We start from the raw sequence: 12115 nt of genomic DNA, 5'->3' as shown, positions 1-12115 counted from the left end.
CTTGCGGGCCCCCGCTAGCCTTCCTGTTCCTGGAACCCTGGCCCGCGCACTCGCGTGGAGTGACGAGCTTGTTAGTTGAGCCGGCGAAGGGAACGGAACCTCCTCAACAGCGTATGTTAGCTGTCGCCCAACCGGGCAAGCTGGCCAGAGTTTCCTGCAATGACCAAGGCATCGCTCCATCTTCTGAAAGGCGCAGGCTACCTGGTCTCCACGGCAAGCGTGATCCTGCTTGCGGTGGTGAGTTGGAAGAGCGCTTCGGAAAGCCCGCTGCTGGTCGCCTGCCTGCTTGGCGGCGCCGCGGCATCCATTGTCGGCATGTTCTGCCGCTGGCTTTCCTACGAGATCGAGAAACGCCGGGAAGGAAAATAGCATCCGTTGTCGGGCGCCGTCCGCAAAAAGCCCGCGCCACGGAGGGACCGATGGCGCGGGCCGGCCGATGTTTGCCCACCAGCCTGCGCGGGACGCCAAGCAGCGACGTCAGGCGCCAGACCTCAACCATTCGAAGCGGCTAATGTTCCATTTGCTCGATCGCTAGATCTGGCGACGTCGAGGCTATCGACGGCGCTCGTTTGCCGGCCAAGCGCCGCCCGGCGCTGGGTGAAATTTCTGGACCGCCCCTCACGATGCGCGTAACATCCCGTCAACGGCGATAACTGGCAAGGGCATCGCCGGCTGAGAGCGAGCATCGCGCTTCCGCCCCAATGGAGGAGGGAGCGTTGATCGAGCACAAGAAATCCACCAGCGGCATCGCCTATCCGGATGACCTCTGCCTGTTGAAAAGGGCCTACGACCAGATATGCCTCGAGAGGGATCTCCCGGCAGGCTCGCCCGCGGCGGAGCAATTGGCCATCCGCGCCATGGAGTTGTTTGCGCAAGGTATTTTTGAGGAAGAGGCCCTCTTGCAGGGGCTTAGGCAGCCCGCTTGAACGCTCGCTCACTTCACGGAACTGCGCCGACTGGCCATGCTCGGCCCTACCCGCTCGCAAGGACAGCCATGACCCCGCGATATCTCGACCACCTCCTGGAATGCCCCTATTGCCTGACGATCAAGCTGAGGATTCCGGCCGACGCGCAGCCGGACACGCGCATCGTCTGCGACGATTGCGGCGAGTTCCTCGGGCTGTGGGACGAGTTGCTGACGGACTTCGAAAGGCAGGGTGGCAACAACGGCGTCTTCCGTCTCGACAGGGGCCGCATCAGGCGCCTCGGCTGAAGCTGTCGCGATGCCCGGCTCCGCATAGGCCTTCATTCCTACAACCGCCGAGCCGCAGCGCGCGAAATGGAACGTTTCACGCAATTGCCAATTGGTGGACTCGCATGCCCTGCCGGGCGTTAGATTGGCGGCAGGCGAAGGAGGGCACGTCGCGAACAGGGAGGACGTAATCTATGGATTACGAATACGAGAAGATTCTACCCGACGAGCAGCCTTATGAAGTCATTACTTTTGCCAAAAAACACGGGTTGACGGTGCCGGCCGCGGATGCCGTCCTGTTCGCCAAGGGCCCGTCCCGGAAAGCGTGCGACGCCGCGGCATTGGCCTTCCTGTGCGCGGTGGCGCAATACGCCGACAGGCGATCGCGGCACTAACGCGCTCGCCGCATAGGGGCGTGGCGAAGACCTGTCTCGCCACGCAAAGCGCCGCTGCGACGGCCGTTATCTCAAGCCGAGAAAACTCAGTATCGCGATGACTATGACGATGGCTCCAACCAGCCAGATGATGTTGTTCATGACATTCTCCTTCACCCGAGATGGGTGCTGGAGGGACAACATAAGCGCCAGCTAAAGGTTCCGGTCTAAGGCGCGGCGGCGGCGGGGCGGTGCGTCGTTCGCAACAAAACGACTTCGCAATCGTTTCTCATTCGCCAGACACTCTGGCTACTCCAGACCTTCTCCCGCCGGCAGCGCCGGCGGGTCTTTTCGCAGCCTTTGGCCAGGATGCCATGCCGTCGACCTCGATCCGAAAGACGGACTACGATACCCAGAGGCGGATCCTGCGCGTGTGGTTCGTGGGCAGCGGCAAATGCTACGAGTTCGAGGACGTGCCGCCGGAGACTTTTGCCGGTTTCCGGGCCGCCTTCGCAAAGGGCCGATATTTCAACAGCTACATCCGCAACCGTTTCCGCTATCGCTTGGTGGCCGCCGCTGGCGCGCCGGCGGCCATGCCGCCAATTCCGGCCGCAGATCCTTCTTCAGGGAACGTTCGCCTCTCACGGCAGTTGAGCTTCCAGCGCGAAAACAATGTCGTCTCGCGCCCGACTTCAATCCGTAGGAGGAAATGATGAGAATGCACTTTTCCGCAGCCGCCGCAGGGCTGTTGCTGCTCGCCGGTATCGGTGCGGCCGCCGCCGACACCGTGGTTATTGCGCCGGAACAGGAAACGGTCATCCGGGAATATGTGAAGAAGCAGCCCCTGGCTTCGGTCAAGCTTCCCGGCGTGGAGCTCAACGTCGGCACGGCCCTGCCCGATACGGTCGAGCTTTATGAAGTGCCCGATGTGAAATACCGCTACACCGTGATCGACAACCGGACAGTCGTCGTCGATCCCGACACGCGCACGGTGATCAAGATTATCGAATAAGATCGACGTTCCGATTGAAGATCCGCCAGCCGACAAGGAGTGGCGGGTTTTCAACACGTCGAGGAGGCCGGGCCCACCTTCACTCTCGCCGGCGGCAAATATCCAACGATCCGCAAACGAACCAGAGTGTCCGACTTAGTCCCCTTAGAAAAGCGTCACGAAAACGATCGGTCCAAGGATCAGGCAAACACCCATTCCGATTGTAATGGCGATAGCCAGGCGTTCCGTTCGCCGGACAATCTCGGCCACCGCTTCGTCATCATCCGGGATGAGATCGAGGACTGAATTGTCCTTTGGCGCGGACGATTTGCGCCGGCTGACCGGACCTGTCGGTCTCCGCCGGCCAGGCGGACAATCGGATTCCGGCCGACGATAGCGCAGCCTGGTTTTCATGCGTCTGCTTCCAGCCGCTCATGCTCCGCTTTCTGGTGCCAGATCACCTGGCGGAGGTCGCGCATGTCGACAGGCTGGCCACATCTGGGACAGAGATAGAAATGGCATACCGGATATTCGTCCGGCGGGCTTCCGCGCCGGGTGCCGGTCAACGGCGGCCCGAGATCAGAAAGCTTCGTCATCCGCGCAGCTTCCTGGCTTGCCGCGCCAAGGTTTTCCGGTCATTGCCGTGCTCGCTTATCAACTCGCGGACCTCGTCCTGCGTGATGCGATGCTGCTTGGCAAAATACCTTACTTCGTAGTCGTCGTCGGCTGAGACGCGATCCCGGTCACGAAGGCCGCGGTTGCTCTTATCGTCGGCCATCTGGATTTCTCCCTGTCGAATGTCGCTAGTTTCACTCTGACTAATATAAGCCGCGAGCCGGACCCCGGTTCCATGCAAGGGCCCGGAAGACGCCGGCTTTTGCTGCGCCGGCGGCAGACCGCCTTCACGAGCGAAGATGCAGATGGACTCAGCGAGAGGAGGTGTCATACCGCCCATCGAAAAGGGCGGCCCAGCGGACTCGGGGGGCGGGGCCGCTGAGCCTGACCAACGGCGTTTTTTTCGAGGGGGGTTAGCCGTTGGCTTGGCTACGCATTATAGCCCATTTTATTAGCATTAGCTAAATTTACCCTGCGGTCGGCAAAAGCTTTCCAATCGCGCAAGCAACCTTCGCGGCGCATAAAAACCCGCCGGCCGGAGCCGGCGGGTTGACCGCCCTCGAGGTCGCGTTCAGTGGAGTCGTCTCGACCATTCGTCGATCTGCCGCTGGGCTTCTTCCCTGGCAATGCCGTAGCGCTCCTGGATGCGCCCGAGAAGCTGATCGCGATTGCCTTCGATGCGGTCGAGGTCATCATCGGTGAGGTCGCCCCATTGCTCCTGGGCCTTGCCTCTGACCTGCATCCATTTTCCCTTGATCTGATCCCAGTTCATGACTGTCTCCTTTGCTCTCCAAAGGAAATGGCGCGGGCGCGACAATGTTCCCGATGCGCAAACGCCGGGTCATGACAGGCAGCGCAGCGGCACCATCAATGTGATGGAGGCCGTCCCGCGTTCCGATAGTCTACCGGCTGGCGCAGCGCAGAATTGCAACCGGGAGGACCGGCGATGCCTCATCTTCACATGAAGGGGGTCGATGTCGTCGTCGATCTCCTCGACGCGGCCGAGGATACAGGCTCAGCGAGCAGGAGCTGAAGACGCTTCTTTTGGAAGCTTCTGAAGCGGGATGTTCCCGCCGACGTCGCGAACCAGGACCTGTGCCCCGGGAGTTGATTCTGTCGACGCGCGACGGCGCGCACTGGCCATCGCCCCTGCGATGCGGAAACGCCACGGGGTAGGACGGAATTGTCAGGCTCACAGGCGCCGCCGATAGCGGCGCAGCGTGGTTGTTCAGCCCTTGCCGGCCTTCGACTTAGCGGCCTTCGGCTTGGCGGCGGCAGGCTTTGCCGTCTTGGCGGCGGCGGCTTTAGCTGGCTTGGCGGCACCCTTCTTCGGCGCGGCCTTCGCTTTCGGCTTGGCGGCCTCGCCATCGATCTCGGCCGTGGCTTGGTCCCAATGCTGAATATCCGAGCCTTCGGGCCTGCCTGCCTGTTCCCAGATCGCGTGTGCCCGCTGGCGGATGCGTTCCTGCCTGTCGTCCGTCACTGTCGCCTCCGTGGTTGTCCAAATTCCGGGAAAACATTAGCCGAAATTTCGGCGGACGTCTTGGGTGGCGAGTGGGCAACCGGGACTTGCGGCGGGTTTATTGCGCCAACACCGCCACGCCCAGCAGCGCCGCCTTCTTGGTGATCAGGCCGGCGAGATCGGCATCCGATCGCTCGGTGCCGGTGCGCCGGCGCAATTCGTCGATCGCATCCTTCATCGAGATCAAGCCGGCGCCCCGCTCGGCCAACAGCTTGTCGCAACACGCCGCCACATTGGCGGAGTTGGGGGTCTCGACATGCGGTAACATGGAAGTCGTCCTTTCCCACCCCTGAACCCTTCGCCCGCCGCCTCCGCGGAGGCGGCGGTGTCGTCATGCGTCAGCCGGCGATCCGGCCGTCAATTGAGGACCTCGACGACCCTGCGCGTGCTGGGATCGACCAGCACGGTGCGGCCGTCGACGACCACGTAACGATATTGGACGTCGGGCACCTCGCGCAATTCGACCGTGTCCGGCAGAGTCGAGCCAACATTGAGCTCGAGGCCGAGAAGGTTGATCGAAGCAAGCGGGTGCTTGTGGACGTATTCGCGGACGACGGTGCGCTGCTCGGGCGTCACGATTATCTGGTCCGCGACCGCCGCGCCGATGCCGGCAATCATGGCCAGACCAGCGACAGCAGGAATGAGGGTAATTTTCATCTCTGCCTCCTGTTGGTTTGTTTGTGAGCGTCGCCCCGCCTCCGCGGCATGCGGAAGCATTGAAGAGTTCGAAATGGCGGGCTCTCCGAAGCAAAACGCTGCCGCAAGGCTGTTGTTCCGCCAGCGGGCACGAATTGATCCACGCCGGAACCCTGCCGCCCTGCCCCGCATTGAAGGCGAATAGTCAATCCAAGCGGAGGCGCCAATGATTGAAGACATGCCATTCGCCCCGCCGATCGCCATCGCCGTTGGTGCCGGCTTCAGGCGCGACATCGCTTCGTTGGCGCAGATGCAGAACTTCCTCAAGGAATGGCCGCTGGCCGCGGGCGACACGCTCCACGCCAAGGCGCTCAGCGCCTGCGAGGCGGCACGAGCCGGAGATGCGACCCCGGCGCAGACACGGCGCGCCTTCATGGCTTTCGCCAAGGCTGCCGGCATCGGCTGGACGGGCATCGACCCGGTGACGACGCTGCGCCGGGCCAAGGTCAGGACGATGCGCGCGGCGCGCGCCGGCCGCGAGCGTCACCCGCGCTGACAAGGGCTCCACCCTATTGCTTCGGCTGCTGCGGCGGCAACTCGCCGGGCCTGATTATCGGCGTGTTGCCTTGCTCGGGCGCCGGCTGGGCCATGCCCTGGTCGCCGCTCGGCGGCGGCTGCAGCACGCCGCCGCAAGGCTTGAGCTTGCCGGTCAGGCCACCGCCGGTGTCGGCGGCCGGCTTCTGGTCGGTAGTGCCCGGTATTTGCGGCTCGGCCTGGCAGGGGCCGGCGGGCACCTGCGTCTGGTCGTTGTCGTCCTGCGCGGCCGCCGGACCGGCCAGCGCCATGACCAGAAGCGCGCATGGCGCAAAGGCGAAAGGTCTCATGGTCTGGCTCCTTTCCTTGTCCGGGAAAGAACGCCGGCGCCGATTGGTTCCGTGGCGCGCTGCCGGCGCCCCCTCCGGCGCGGCTTCGCGGGAACCGGCGGCCAGGGCCGCGAGTTCAAATCCTGGAGAGTTTCAATGGCGAGCCACAGGAGGCAGTCATGGGACCGCGCAAGAAACCGAGCGACGAGGTCGAGCCGTCAACGGCCGACGACAAGGCCCAGGTGCCAAACGACGAGGTAGAGGTGCCCTCGCCCAGCCAGCAGGATTGGGACGCGATCAAGGGCGCCAGGATCCTGCCGGACGGCGGCCTACCGCAAGAGGAAGTGCCGGGAACCACCGGCATCGAGAAGGAGGGCGCCCTGCCGGAAGAGGACGATGACAATCCCTACCAGGAGAGCGACGAGGCGTTGCCAGACGATGCCGAGGAAGCGGCCATCGCGCGCGATCCGGCAAGACGCGGTGGACCTTTCGACGAGGTATGAGGCCGCGCCTGACAGACGCGCGCCTCCACCCGCGCGGGCGGGGTGCGGATATGCTGGAATGATGGCTTGACGCCGCGCGGCCGGCGGCACTCAGTTCGGCGCGCTGTCGCCCACCGTCTCGGCGACGAAGGAGGCCGCGATCAGGTCGTCGGCGTCGATGCGTAGGGAGCCATCGGCGCCCCCCATGATGGCCACGACCTTCTGGAAGGTCTTCATCTCATGTTCGGTGATGCTGGCGATCCGCATCCTGGCCCTGAGGTCGGCGACACGCATCCCCAATGCCGGGGACGTTCCGATTTCGCGTTTCGACATGGTGAATATGCTCCCTACCCCGCCCGGTCCTTTTTGCCGCCCGCCCGATTCGCCGCCGCCAGTCTGCCCATTAATGAGGCAGCACGAAGTCAGACGCGGCAACGCGTGGCGCGATGGAAGGTTCCTGCCTGGGATGGTCACGAAATAATACCGGGGCGGCTCGCCCTCCGCCCCGGCAAGTACCGGCTGTCTTTGCGGTCACTGGATGATCTTCACGACCTTGCGGGTGCCCGGATCGACAAGCACGGTCTGGTTGTCGACGACAACGTAACGGTACTTCACGTTGGGAACTTCGCGCAGTTCGACCGTGTCGGGAAGTGCCGTGCCGACATTGAGTTCAACGCCGGGAAGCGTCACCGAGGCCAAAGGCTGCTTGTGCACATACTCGCGGATGATGGTCTCCTGCTGGGGCTCGATGATGACGTCCTGGGCGGACGCGGCACCCATGCCGGCGAGCAGCAGCAAGCCCGCGGCGGCCGTCTTAAAATGCAGTCTCATGATCTTCTCCTGTCTTGACCGGCGACCTCTTCCGCCACGCGAATGATGCCGTTCGCAGCCGGGCCACCTCGGTCGTTAACGTCACCGCATAGGGCTTGTTCCGGCAATTTTTCGACTTTGAACCGAGGCGATTTGCTTCGGAACAAAGGCTGCGAGTCGAGGTTAACCGAACGAAGGGACAACACTTCGAGGAGAGTTTCCATGAGACATATTCTGATCACCAGCATGCTCGCGCTCGGTGTCGGCTGCGGCGCCGCGATGGCCCAGGCACAGGCGCCGGCCGAGGTCCAGCCTGGCGGTGACGCCAGCTGCGCGGCCGGCGCTGCCGACTGCCAGAAGGGCGGCAAGGCGGGTGAGCAGGCCCAGGGCAAGCCGAAGGTGAAGACCGACGAGCAGGCGCAGGGCAAGGCTGGCGCCACCACCGAGGAGCAGGCCCAGGGCAAGCCGAAGGTGAAGACCGACGAGCAGGCGCAGGGCAAGGCCGGCACAACGACCGAGCAGAAGGCCCAGGGCACAAGTGGCACGACGACTGAGCAGAACGCCCAGGGCACGACCTCGACCCAGACCGACCAGGGCTCGACCGCATCGATCACCAATGTGACCGTCGAGCAGAAGACCGAGATCACCAATGTGATCCGCGAGACGAAAATCTCGCCGGTCGCGAGCGTCGATTTCGACATCTCCGTCGGCGTCGAGGTGCCGCGGCACAAGGTGCGACTGCACCGCCTGCCGCCGCGCATCGTCAAGATCGTTCCGGCCTACGAAACCTATGAATATTTCGTGCTGGCCGATGGCAGGATCGTCATCGTCGATCCGGACACGCTGAAGATCGTCATCATCCTGACCTGACGTTCACGAGCGTCACCAGGCCCGCCGCGCCGCATGGCATGGCGGGCCTCTCTCGTTCGCGATCCAAAACAAACCGGAAAAAGGCCGCGGCCGGCGCGACGTTAATCCGACGGCAATCCTTTCATATTAGCGTGGCCGCATATTCCGGGGATTGCTGAGGGGGTCAGCGGCCGATGGCGATGGTATCACGTGGCGCGGCTGGCGCGTTGAAAGCAGACGTGCCGGCAAGCCGGGGCACGGCGGGCCTCGCCGAGGCGATCGGCCGGATGGCGCAGCTGATCGAGCATTCGCGGGAGCGGATCCGGCTGCTCGAGGCGGTGATCGAGAATTTCCCCGGCGGCGTCTCGCTGTTCGACCAGGATCTCAACATGGTCATCTGCAACCAGCGGCAGCGGACCCTGCTCGACTATCCGGACGAGCTCTTCGCCAATGGCTATCCGTCGATGGAGATGCTGTTTCGCTTCAACGCCGAGCGTGGCGAGTACGGGCCGGGCGAAGTCGAACTGCACGTCGCGCGCCGGCTGGCGCTGGTCAGGCAGCGCGAGGCGCATGTCTATGAACGGACCCGCCCTAACGGAACCGTCGTCGAGGTGCGCGGCATGCCGATCGAGGGCGGCGGCTTCGTCACCACTTATTTCGACGTCACAGAGCAGCGCCGCGACCAGGCGACGATCGCCCACATGGCGCATCACGACGCGCTGACCGACCTGCCCAACCGCATGCTGTTTTCCGATCGGCTGCAGAGCGCGGTGGCGCTTGCCAGGCGCGGCGCGCTGATGGCCGTGCATTATCTCGACCTCGACAAGTTCAAGCCGGTCAATGACGGCTTCGGCCACAAGGCCGGCGACAGGCTGCTGATCGACGCGGCCACCCGGTTGCGCGGCGCGGTGCGCGACCACGACACGGTGGCGCGGCTCGGCGGCGACGAATTCGCCATCGTCCAGACAGGCATTGCCGCAAAGGGCGACGCGGCAGCGCTTGCCTCGCGCATCATCGATCGCTTCCGGGAACCCTTCACGGTGGCCGGCAAGCCGCACGTCCTCGGGCTCAGCGTCGGCATCGCGCTAGGGCCTGGCGATGGCGTGAGCTCCGACGAGCTGCTGCAGAAGGCCGATATGGCGCTCTACCGCAGCAAGTCCGGCGGACGCGGGAAATTCCACTTCTTCGAGGCTTGAAAAGCGGGGCGCGTTTCGACGGCAAAACAGGCTTCCCCAAACATTCGCAAATGCTAATATGGCTGTGCGCGGGGACAACACCCAATCTTCGCGTGGGAGCGTCGGCGGAGTCTCCATAGAGCTGCCTCGGCCGGCGCTCCGTCTCGCGTGCCGCCTCGCAGGCACGATCTCGTCGGGAGAAACAACGGCCGCGGCGGAGACGCTTCCGCACGCCCCCCGACCGCAATGGGAGGAAATCATGTCGCATTACGTCATACTCGTGAACTTCACCGAGCAGGGCGCCAAATCCATCAAGGATACGGTGAAACGGGCGGAGGCATTCAAGGCGATGGCCGCCGACAGCGGAGTGAAGGTGAACTCGCTACTGTGGACGCTCGGCCAGCACGACGTGGTGGCGACCGTCGAAGCCAATGACGACATAGCCGCCACCGCCCTCAGCCTCTCCGTGGCATCGCTCGGCAATGTGCGCACCCAGACGCTGAAGGCCTTCGACGCCGCCGACATGGCGAAGATCCTCGGCAAGATGGCCGTCTGACGGCAAGCAGCCCGGCGCGAGGCGTCACGCCGGGCATGCCCGAGCCCCGGAGCTGCCGGCTCGCGTCAACCGCCGGTGGAAGAGGTCAAGACAACTCTTGCATGCAACACCGCAAGGCCCTAAGTCCTAAGACGTAGGTCGCAGATCACAAGCCGAAAGGCAGATGAGAGCGCGGCACTGGTGCCAACTTGCGACCATGCGTGAAAGGTGCAACGCTCTAATAGGGTAGAGACATGGGCGGGCATTCCGGGCGTTGCAGTCCGGAGCGTTCGATCGGGCAAATGTATTTTCCGCAGTTCCTTGTGGGAATGTCGGTCACGCTTCTCGTGGTCCTTGGATGGACCTACGCGGAGACGGGATCGCTTTGGCAATCGCTGGGCTGGGCCTTCGTCGCCGCTTTGCTGCTGCAGGTGGGCTATTTCGTCGCCGTGCTGGCGATCATCTACGGCCGCGGCTCTTCAGTCGCCAAGACCAGCGACAGTTCGCTTCCGGCCAAGATGCCTGGCCCCTTCAAGCGCGATGGCATCCTCTTCAGCCTGCTGTCGCGGCTGCTCTAGGCGCCCGGCGATTGGCGCGAGCCGAGGCGACAGCCAATCCCCCTTGTGAGGGAGATTGGCAACTCCGCCGTTGGCGTCAGTTCCTCAGCGAGGCGCCGACTGCAGGCCTGAGGCGGCCGGCACCGGTTCGGATGAGAACACCACCACGGCGAAAATCAGAATCGCGGCGGCGACGATCAGCGAGCCGCCGGCCACCACCGGCTCCAGTGCCGGATTGCCGTGCAGCAACAGGTAGAGCGCGGGCATCATGATCACCAGGCCGAGCGTGTAGAGGCCGTAGTGGATCATGGCGATGCGGCGGGCCGCCTTGGCCGGATTGAGCGCGTAATAGCCGCCGAACAGCGCCGACGTAACCCAGCCGAGAAGGTTGATGTGGGCGTGCGCGGGAAACGCGCCATGGTCGCCCGAGATGGCCATTTCCAGGCCGGCAACGACGCCCAGCATGAGAAACACGATGGCGGTCTTGAAGAAGAGTTCCGAAACCCGTGGCATGTTGTTGTCCTCCCAATGCCTTTTGATCCCCTATACGCTGGAGACTACATTGGGAGAGAAAGATTTGCCATGCCGAACATGGGCTTAGCGGTGGTTTTCCCCGTTGCGATGAATGGAAGCGAATAGCGAACAGGGAGTAGCGAATAAGGACGAGCGAGTAGTGAGTAGCCAGCAGTGAATGGTCGGTGCCGCGGTATGCAGCACCCCCATTTGCTATTGCTACTCCCTACTCACTCTTCCCTACTTACTCATTCCGTCGTTTCCGTTTCCTCTTCGGCCGGATCGGAGGTCGTGTCATCGGTCGTCGCCGCGGCGGCGTCCTGCTCCGCCAGCTTGGCAGCTACCTGGTCGATCTTGTCGTCGAGCACGCCCGTGGCCCACTCTGTGACCTCGTCGTCGACCGGCTTGTTGGCCATCTCGGCAAGCGCCGCGTCGAGCGATGGGACTTCGGCAGCGGCTTCGTCGGCCGCGGTCTGGGCCGCGGCGGCTGCCGCTTCGGCCTCAGAGATGGCAGTCTCCTGATCGGCGATCTGCCCTTCCAGATCGGCGATCTGCGCGGCCTTGGCCGCCTCCTCCTCGGGCGTTGCCGGCGTCAGCGCATTCGCCTCGGCGAGCTGCTCGTTGAGGTCGGCGAGTGCGGCCTGGGCGTCGATGACCGCCTGATTGGCGGCTTCGACCGCGGCCTGGGCGTTCTGGGCATTCGCGGATGCCATCACATAGGCCTGCACTGCGGCGAAGTTCTTGCTCTTGGAGTTCATGTAGGCGTTGATGTTGCGCTGCAGCGAGTTCAGCCGGCCGAGCTTGGCGTGGAGGTTCTTCTCCTTGGGCGTGGCGGCGACCTCGACGTCATCGACGGCGGCCTGCGTCTTCTTGCCTGACTTGGCCGATGCCGACTTGCCATGCGTGCTCTTGCCGTGCGTGCCGGAATTGCCGTGCGTGCCGCTCTTGCCGGAATTGCCGCCGCCACTATTGCCGTGGCTGCCGCCACTGTTGCCATGGCC

Annotated in this window: 24 protein-coding genes; 13 read left to right on the top strand and 11 right to left on the bottom strand. The window is 63.8% G+C overall.

The genetic code is table 11. The features are described from left to right. Positions 1-159 precede the first annotated feature (159 nt). The 7 genes from EN781_RS11595 (at position 160) to EN781_RS11565 (ending at position 2863) form a co-directional block, all read left to right on the top strand. The gene (locus EN781_RS11595; protein ID WP_126055374.1) at positions 160-369 is read left to right on the top strand and encodes a hypothetical protein; all 210 of its coding nucleotides are present in this window, start codon (positions 160-162) and stop codon (positions 367-369) included. A 347-nt stretch (positions 370-716) separates the two neighbouring features. Beyond that, a complete protein-coding gene (locus tag EN781_RS11590; RefSeq protein ID WP_126055375.1) occupies positions 717-926 on the top strand; it encodes a hypothetical protein in 210 nt (69 codons plus the stop codon). A 68-nt stretch (positions 927-994) separates the two neighbouring features. Next, positions 995-1213 carry a hypothetical protein gene (locus tag EN781_RS11585; protein ID WP_126055376.1) on the top strand — a complete coding sequence of 73 codons (219 nt, stop codon included), beginning with the start codon at positions 995-997 and terminating at the stop codon, positions 1211-1213. 173 nt (positions 1214-1386) lie between these two features. Further along, entirely contained in the window at positions 1387-1587 is a 201-nt protein-coding gene (locus EN781_RS11580; RefSeq protein WP_126055377.1) for a hypothetical protein, read from the top strand. Positions 1588-1940: 353 nt separating this feature from the next. Further along, entirely contained in the window at positions 1941-2279 is a 339-nt protein-coding gene (locus EN781_RS11575; RefSeq protein WP_126055378.1) for a KTSC domain-containing protein, read from the top strand. After that, on the top strand, positions 2279-2578 hold the full coding sequence (locus EN781_RS11570) for a DUF1236 domain-containing protein (protein WP_126055379.1): 300 nt from the start codon (positions 2279-2281) through the stop codon (positions 2576-2578). The genes EN781_RS11575 and EN781_RS11570 overlap by 1 nt, the downstream gene beginning before the upstream one ends. 39 nt (positions 2579-2617) lie before the next feature. Further along, positions 2618-2863, top strand: coding sequence for a hypothetical protein (locus EN781_RS11565; protein WP_127400000.1), 246 nt, complete (start codon positions 2618-2620; stop codon positions 2861-2863). Between the two features lie 104 nt (positions 2864-2967). Here the strand turns inward: EN781_RS11565 and EN781_RS11560 are convergent, their stop codons facing one another. The 6 genes from EN781_RS11560 to EN781_RS11535 all read right to left on the bottom strand — a co-directional run bounded on the left by EN781_RS11560 (position 2968) and on the right by EN781_RS11535 (position 5351). Continuing rightward, positions 2968-3153: a hypothetical protein gene (locus tag EN781_RS11560; protein ID WP_126055381.1), complete on the bottom strand. Its 186-nt coding sequence runs from the start codon at positions 3151-3153 to the stop codon at positions 2968-2970. Next, positions 3150-3335 (bottom strand): DUF3606 domain-containing protein, encoded by a 186-nt coding sequence (locus EN781_RS11555; RefSeq protein WP_126055382.1) that lies wholly within the window; start codon positions 3333-3335, stop codon positions 3150-3152. Before EN781_RS11555 ends, EN781_RS11560 begins: the two co-directional genes overlap by 4 nt. A gap of 408 nt (positions 3336-3743) precedes the next feature. After that, positions 3744-3944, bottom strand: a complete 201-nt coding sequence (locus EN781_RS11550; protein ID WP_126055383.1) for a CsbD family protein — start codon at positions 3942-3944, stop codon at positions 3744-3746. Positions 3945-4400: 456 nt separating this feature from the next. Continuing rightward, complete coding sequence (locus EN781_RS11545) at positions 4401-4655, bottom strand: DUF2934 domain-containing protein (RefSeq protein ID WP_126055384.1); 255 nt, start codon at positions 4653-4655, stop codon at positions 4401-4403. Positions 4656-4752: 97 nt separating this feature from the next. Then, entirely contained in the window at positions 4753-4962 is a 210-nt protein-coding gene (locus EN781_RS11540) for a hypothetical protein (RefSeq protein WP_126055385.1), read from the bottom strand. An 89-nt stretch (positions 4963-5051) separates the two neighbouring features. Further along, complete coding sequence (locus EN781_RS11535; RefSeq protein WP_126055386.1) at positions 5052-5351, bottom strand: DUF1236 domain-containing protein; 300 nt, start codon at positions 5349-5351, stop codon at positions 5052-5054. A 205-nt stretch (positions 5352-5556) separates the two neighbouring features. Between EN781_RS11535 and EN781_RS11530 the strand changes: the two genes are divergently transcribed. Continuing rightward, a complete protein-coding gene (locus tag EN781_RS11530) occupies positions 5557-5886 on the top strand; it encodes a DUF982 domain-containing protein (protein WP_245492586.1) in 330 nt (109 codons plus the stop codon). Positions 5887-5899: 13 nt separating this feature from the next. Here EN781_RS11530 and EN781_RS11525 read toward each other — a convergent pair whose 3' ends face one another. Beyond that, positions 5900-6214 carry a hypothetical protein gene (locus tag EN781_RS11525; protein ID WP_126055387.1) on the bottom strand — a complete coding sequence of 105 codons (315 nt, stop codon included), beginning with the start codon at positions 6212-6214 and terminating at the stop codon, positions 5900-5902. 158 nt (positions 6215-6372) lie between these two features. Between EN781_RS11525 and EN781_RS11520 the strand changes: the two genes are divergently transcribed. Beyond that, positions 6373-6696 (top strand): hypothetical protein, encoded by a 324-nt coding sequence (locus EN781_RS11520; RefSeq protein WP_126055388.1) that lies wholly within the window; start codon positions 6373-6375, stop codon positions 6694-6696. 90 nt (positions 6697-6786) lie between these two features. Here EN781_RS11520 and EN781_RS11515 read toward each other — a convergent pair whose 3' ends face one another. After that, complete coding sequence (locus EN781_RS11515) at positions 6787-7008, bottom strand: hypothetical protein (protein WP_126055389.1); 222 nt, start codon at positions 7006-7008, stop codon at positions 6787-6789. Positions 7009-7206: 198 nt separating this feature from the next. Beyond that, positions 7207-7506 carry a DUF1236 domain-containing protein gene (locus tag EN781_RS11510; RefSeq protein WP_126055390.1) on the bottom strand — a complete coding sequence of 100 codons (300 nt, stop codon included), beginning with the start codon at positions 7504-7506 and terminating at the stop codon, positions 7207-7209. A 201-nt stretch (positions 7507-7707) separates the two neighbouring features. Here EN781_RS11510 and EN781_RS11505 point away from each other — a divergent pair, with 201 nt between their 5' ends. The 4 genes from EN781_RS11505 (at position 7708) to EN781_RS11490 (ending at position 10622) form a co-directional block, all read left to right on the top strand. Beyond that, positions 7708-8355 (top strand): DUF1236 domain-containing protein, encoded by a 648-nt coding sequence (locus EN781_RS11505; protein ID WP_127399999.1) that lies wholly within the window; start codon positions 7708-7710, stop codon positions 8353-8355. 173 nt (positions 8356-8528) lie between these two features. Then, the gene (locus EN781_RS11500; RefSeq protein WP_126055392.1) at positions 8529-9530 is read left to right on the top strand and encodes a diguanylate cyclase; all 1002 of its coding nucleotides are present in this window, start codon (positions 8529-8531) and stop codon (positions 9528-9530) included. Positions 9531-9768: 238 nt separating this feature from the next. Then, positions 9769-10065, top strand: a complete 297-nt coding sequence (locus EN781_RS11495) for a GYD domain-containing protein (RefSeq protein WP_126055393.1) — start codon at positions 9769-9771, stop codon at positions 10063-10065. A gap of 233 nt (positions 10066-10298) precedes the next feature. After that, entirely contained in the window at positions 10299-10622 is a 324-nt protein-coding gene (locus tag EN781_RS11490; RefSeq protein ID WP_245492585.1) for a hypothetical protein, read from the top strand. Between the two features lie 84 nt (positions 10623-10706). Here the strand turns inward: EN781_RS11490 and EN781_RS11485 are convergent, their stop codons facing one another. Together EN781_RS11485 and EN781_RS11480 are read right to left on the bottom strand one after the other, a co-directional pair. Beyond that, positions 10707-11114: a hypothetical protein gene (locus EN781_RS11485; protein WP_126055395.1), complete on the bottom strand. Its 408-nt coding sequence runs from the start codon at positions 11112-11114 to the stop codon at positions 10707-10709. A gap of 248 nt (positions 11115-11362) precedes the next feature. Further along, positions 11363-12115, bottom strand: a 753-nt coding sequence (locus EN781_RS11480; RefSeq protein WP_189347487.1) for a hypothetical protein, incomplete at its 5' end; no start/stop codon positions are given.

Origin of the sequence: Mesorhizobium sp. M4A.F.Ca.ET.090.04.2.1, from assembly GCF_003999085.1 — a bacterium.
Lineage (GTDB): Bacteria > Pseudomonadota > Alphaproteobacteria > Rhizobiales > Rhizobiaceae > Mesorhizobium.
The sequence above is the reverse complement of the archived record's forward strand: the minus strand, read 5'-3'. Positions and strand labels throughout refer to the sequence as shown.

Coding starts and splice junctions, on each gene's coding strand:
- EN781_RS11595 (WP_126055374.1), top strand. CDS start 160: ATGACCAAGGCATCGCTCCATCTTCTGAAAGGCGCAGGCTACCTGGTC.
- EN781_RS11585 (WP_126055376.1), top strand. CDS start 995: ATGACCCCGCGATATCTCGACCACCTCCTGGAATGCCCCTATTGCCTG.
- EN781_RS11580 (WP_126055377.1), top strand. CDS start 1,387: ATGGATTACGAATACGAGAAGATTCTACCCGACGAGCAGCCTTATGAA.
- EN781_RS11575 (WP_126055378.1), top strand. CDS start 1,941: ATGCCGTCGACCTCGATCCGAAAGACGGACTACGATACCCAGAGGCGG.
- EN781_RS11570 (WP_126055379.1), top strand. CDS start 2,279: ATGAGAATGCACTTTTCCGCAGCCGCCGCAGGGCTGTTGCTGCTCGCC.
- EN781_RS11560 (WP_126055381.1), bottom strand. CDS start 3,153: ATGACGAAGCTTTCTGATCTCGGGCCGCCGTTGACCGGCACCCGGCGC.
- EN781_RS11555 (WP_126055382.1), bottom strand. CDS start 3,335: ATGGCCGACGATAAGAGCAACCGCGGCCTTCGTGACCGGGATCGCGTC.
- EN781_RS11550 (WP_126055383.1), bottom strand. CDS start 3,944: ATGAACTGGGATCAGATCAAGGGAAAATGGATGCAGGTCAGAGGCAAG.
- EN781_RS11540 (WP_126055385.1), bottom strand. CDS start 4,962: ATGTTACCGCATGTCGAGACCCCCAACTCCGCCAATGTGGCGGCGTGT.
- EN781_RS11535 (WP_126055386.1), bottom strand. CDS start 5,351: ATGAAAATTACCCTCATTCCTGCTGTCGCTGGTCTGGCCATGATTGCC.
- EN781_RS11530 (WP_245492586.1), top strand. CDS start 5,557: ATGATTGAAGACATGCCATTCGCCCCGCCGATCGCCATCGCCGTTGGT.
- EN781_RS11525 (WP_126055387.1), bottom strand. CDS start 6,214: ATGAGACCTTTCGCCTTTGCGCCATGCGCGCTTCTGGTCATGGCGCTG.
- EN781_RS11520 (WP_126055388.1), top strand. CDS start 6,373: ATGGGACCGCGCAAGAAACCGAGCGACGAGGTCGAGCCGTCAACGGCC.
- EN781_RS11515 (WP_126055389.1), bottom strand. CDS start 7,008: ATGTCGAAACGCGAAATCGGAACGTCCCCGGCATTGGGGATGCGTGTC.
- EN781_RS11510 (WP_126055390.1), bottom strand. CDS start 7,506: ATGAGACTGCATTTTAAGACGGCCGCCGCGGGCTTGCTGCTGCTCGCC.
- EN781_RS11505 (WP_127399999.1), top strand. CDS start 7,708: ATGAGACATATTCTGATCACCAGCATGCTCGCGCTCGGTGTCGGCTGC.
- EN781_RS11500 (WP_126055392.1), top strand. CDS start 8,529: ATGGCGATGGTATCACGTGGCGCGGCTGGCGCGTTGAAAGCAGACGTG.
- EN781_RS11495 (WP_126055393.1), top strand. CDS start 9,769: ATGTCGCATTACGTCATACTCGTGAACTTCACCGAGCAGGGCGCCAAA.
- EN781_RS11490 (WP_245492585.1), top strand. CDS start 10,299: ATGGGCGGGCATTCCGGGCGTTGCAGTCCGGAGCGTTCGATCGGGCAA.
- EN781_RS11485 (WP_126055395.1), bottom strand. CDS start 11,114: ATGCCACGGGTTTCGGAACTCTTCTTCAAGACCGCCATCGTGTTTCTC.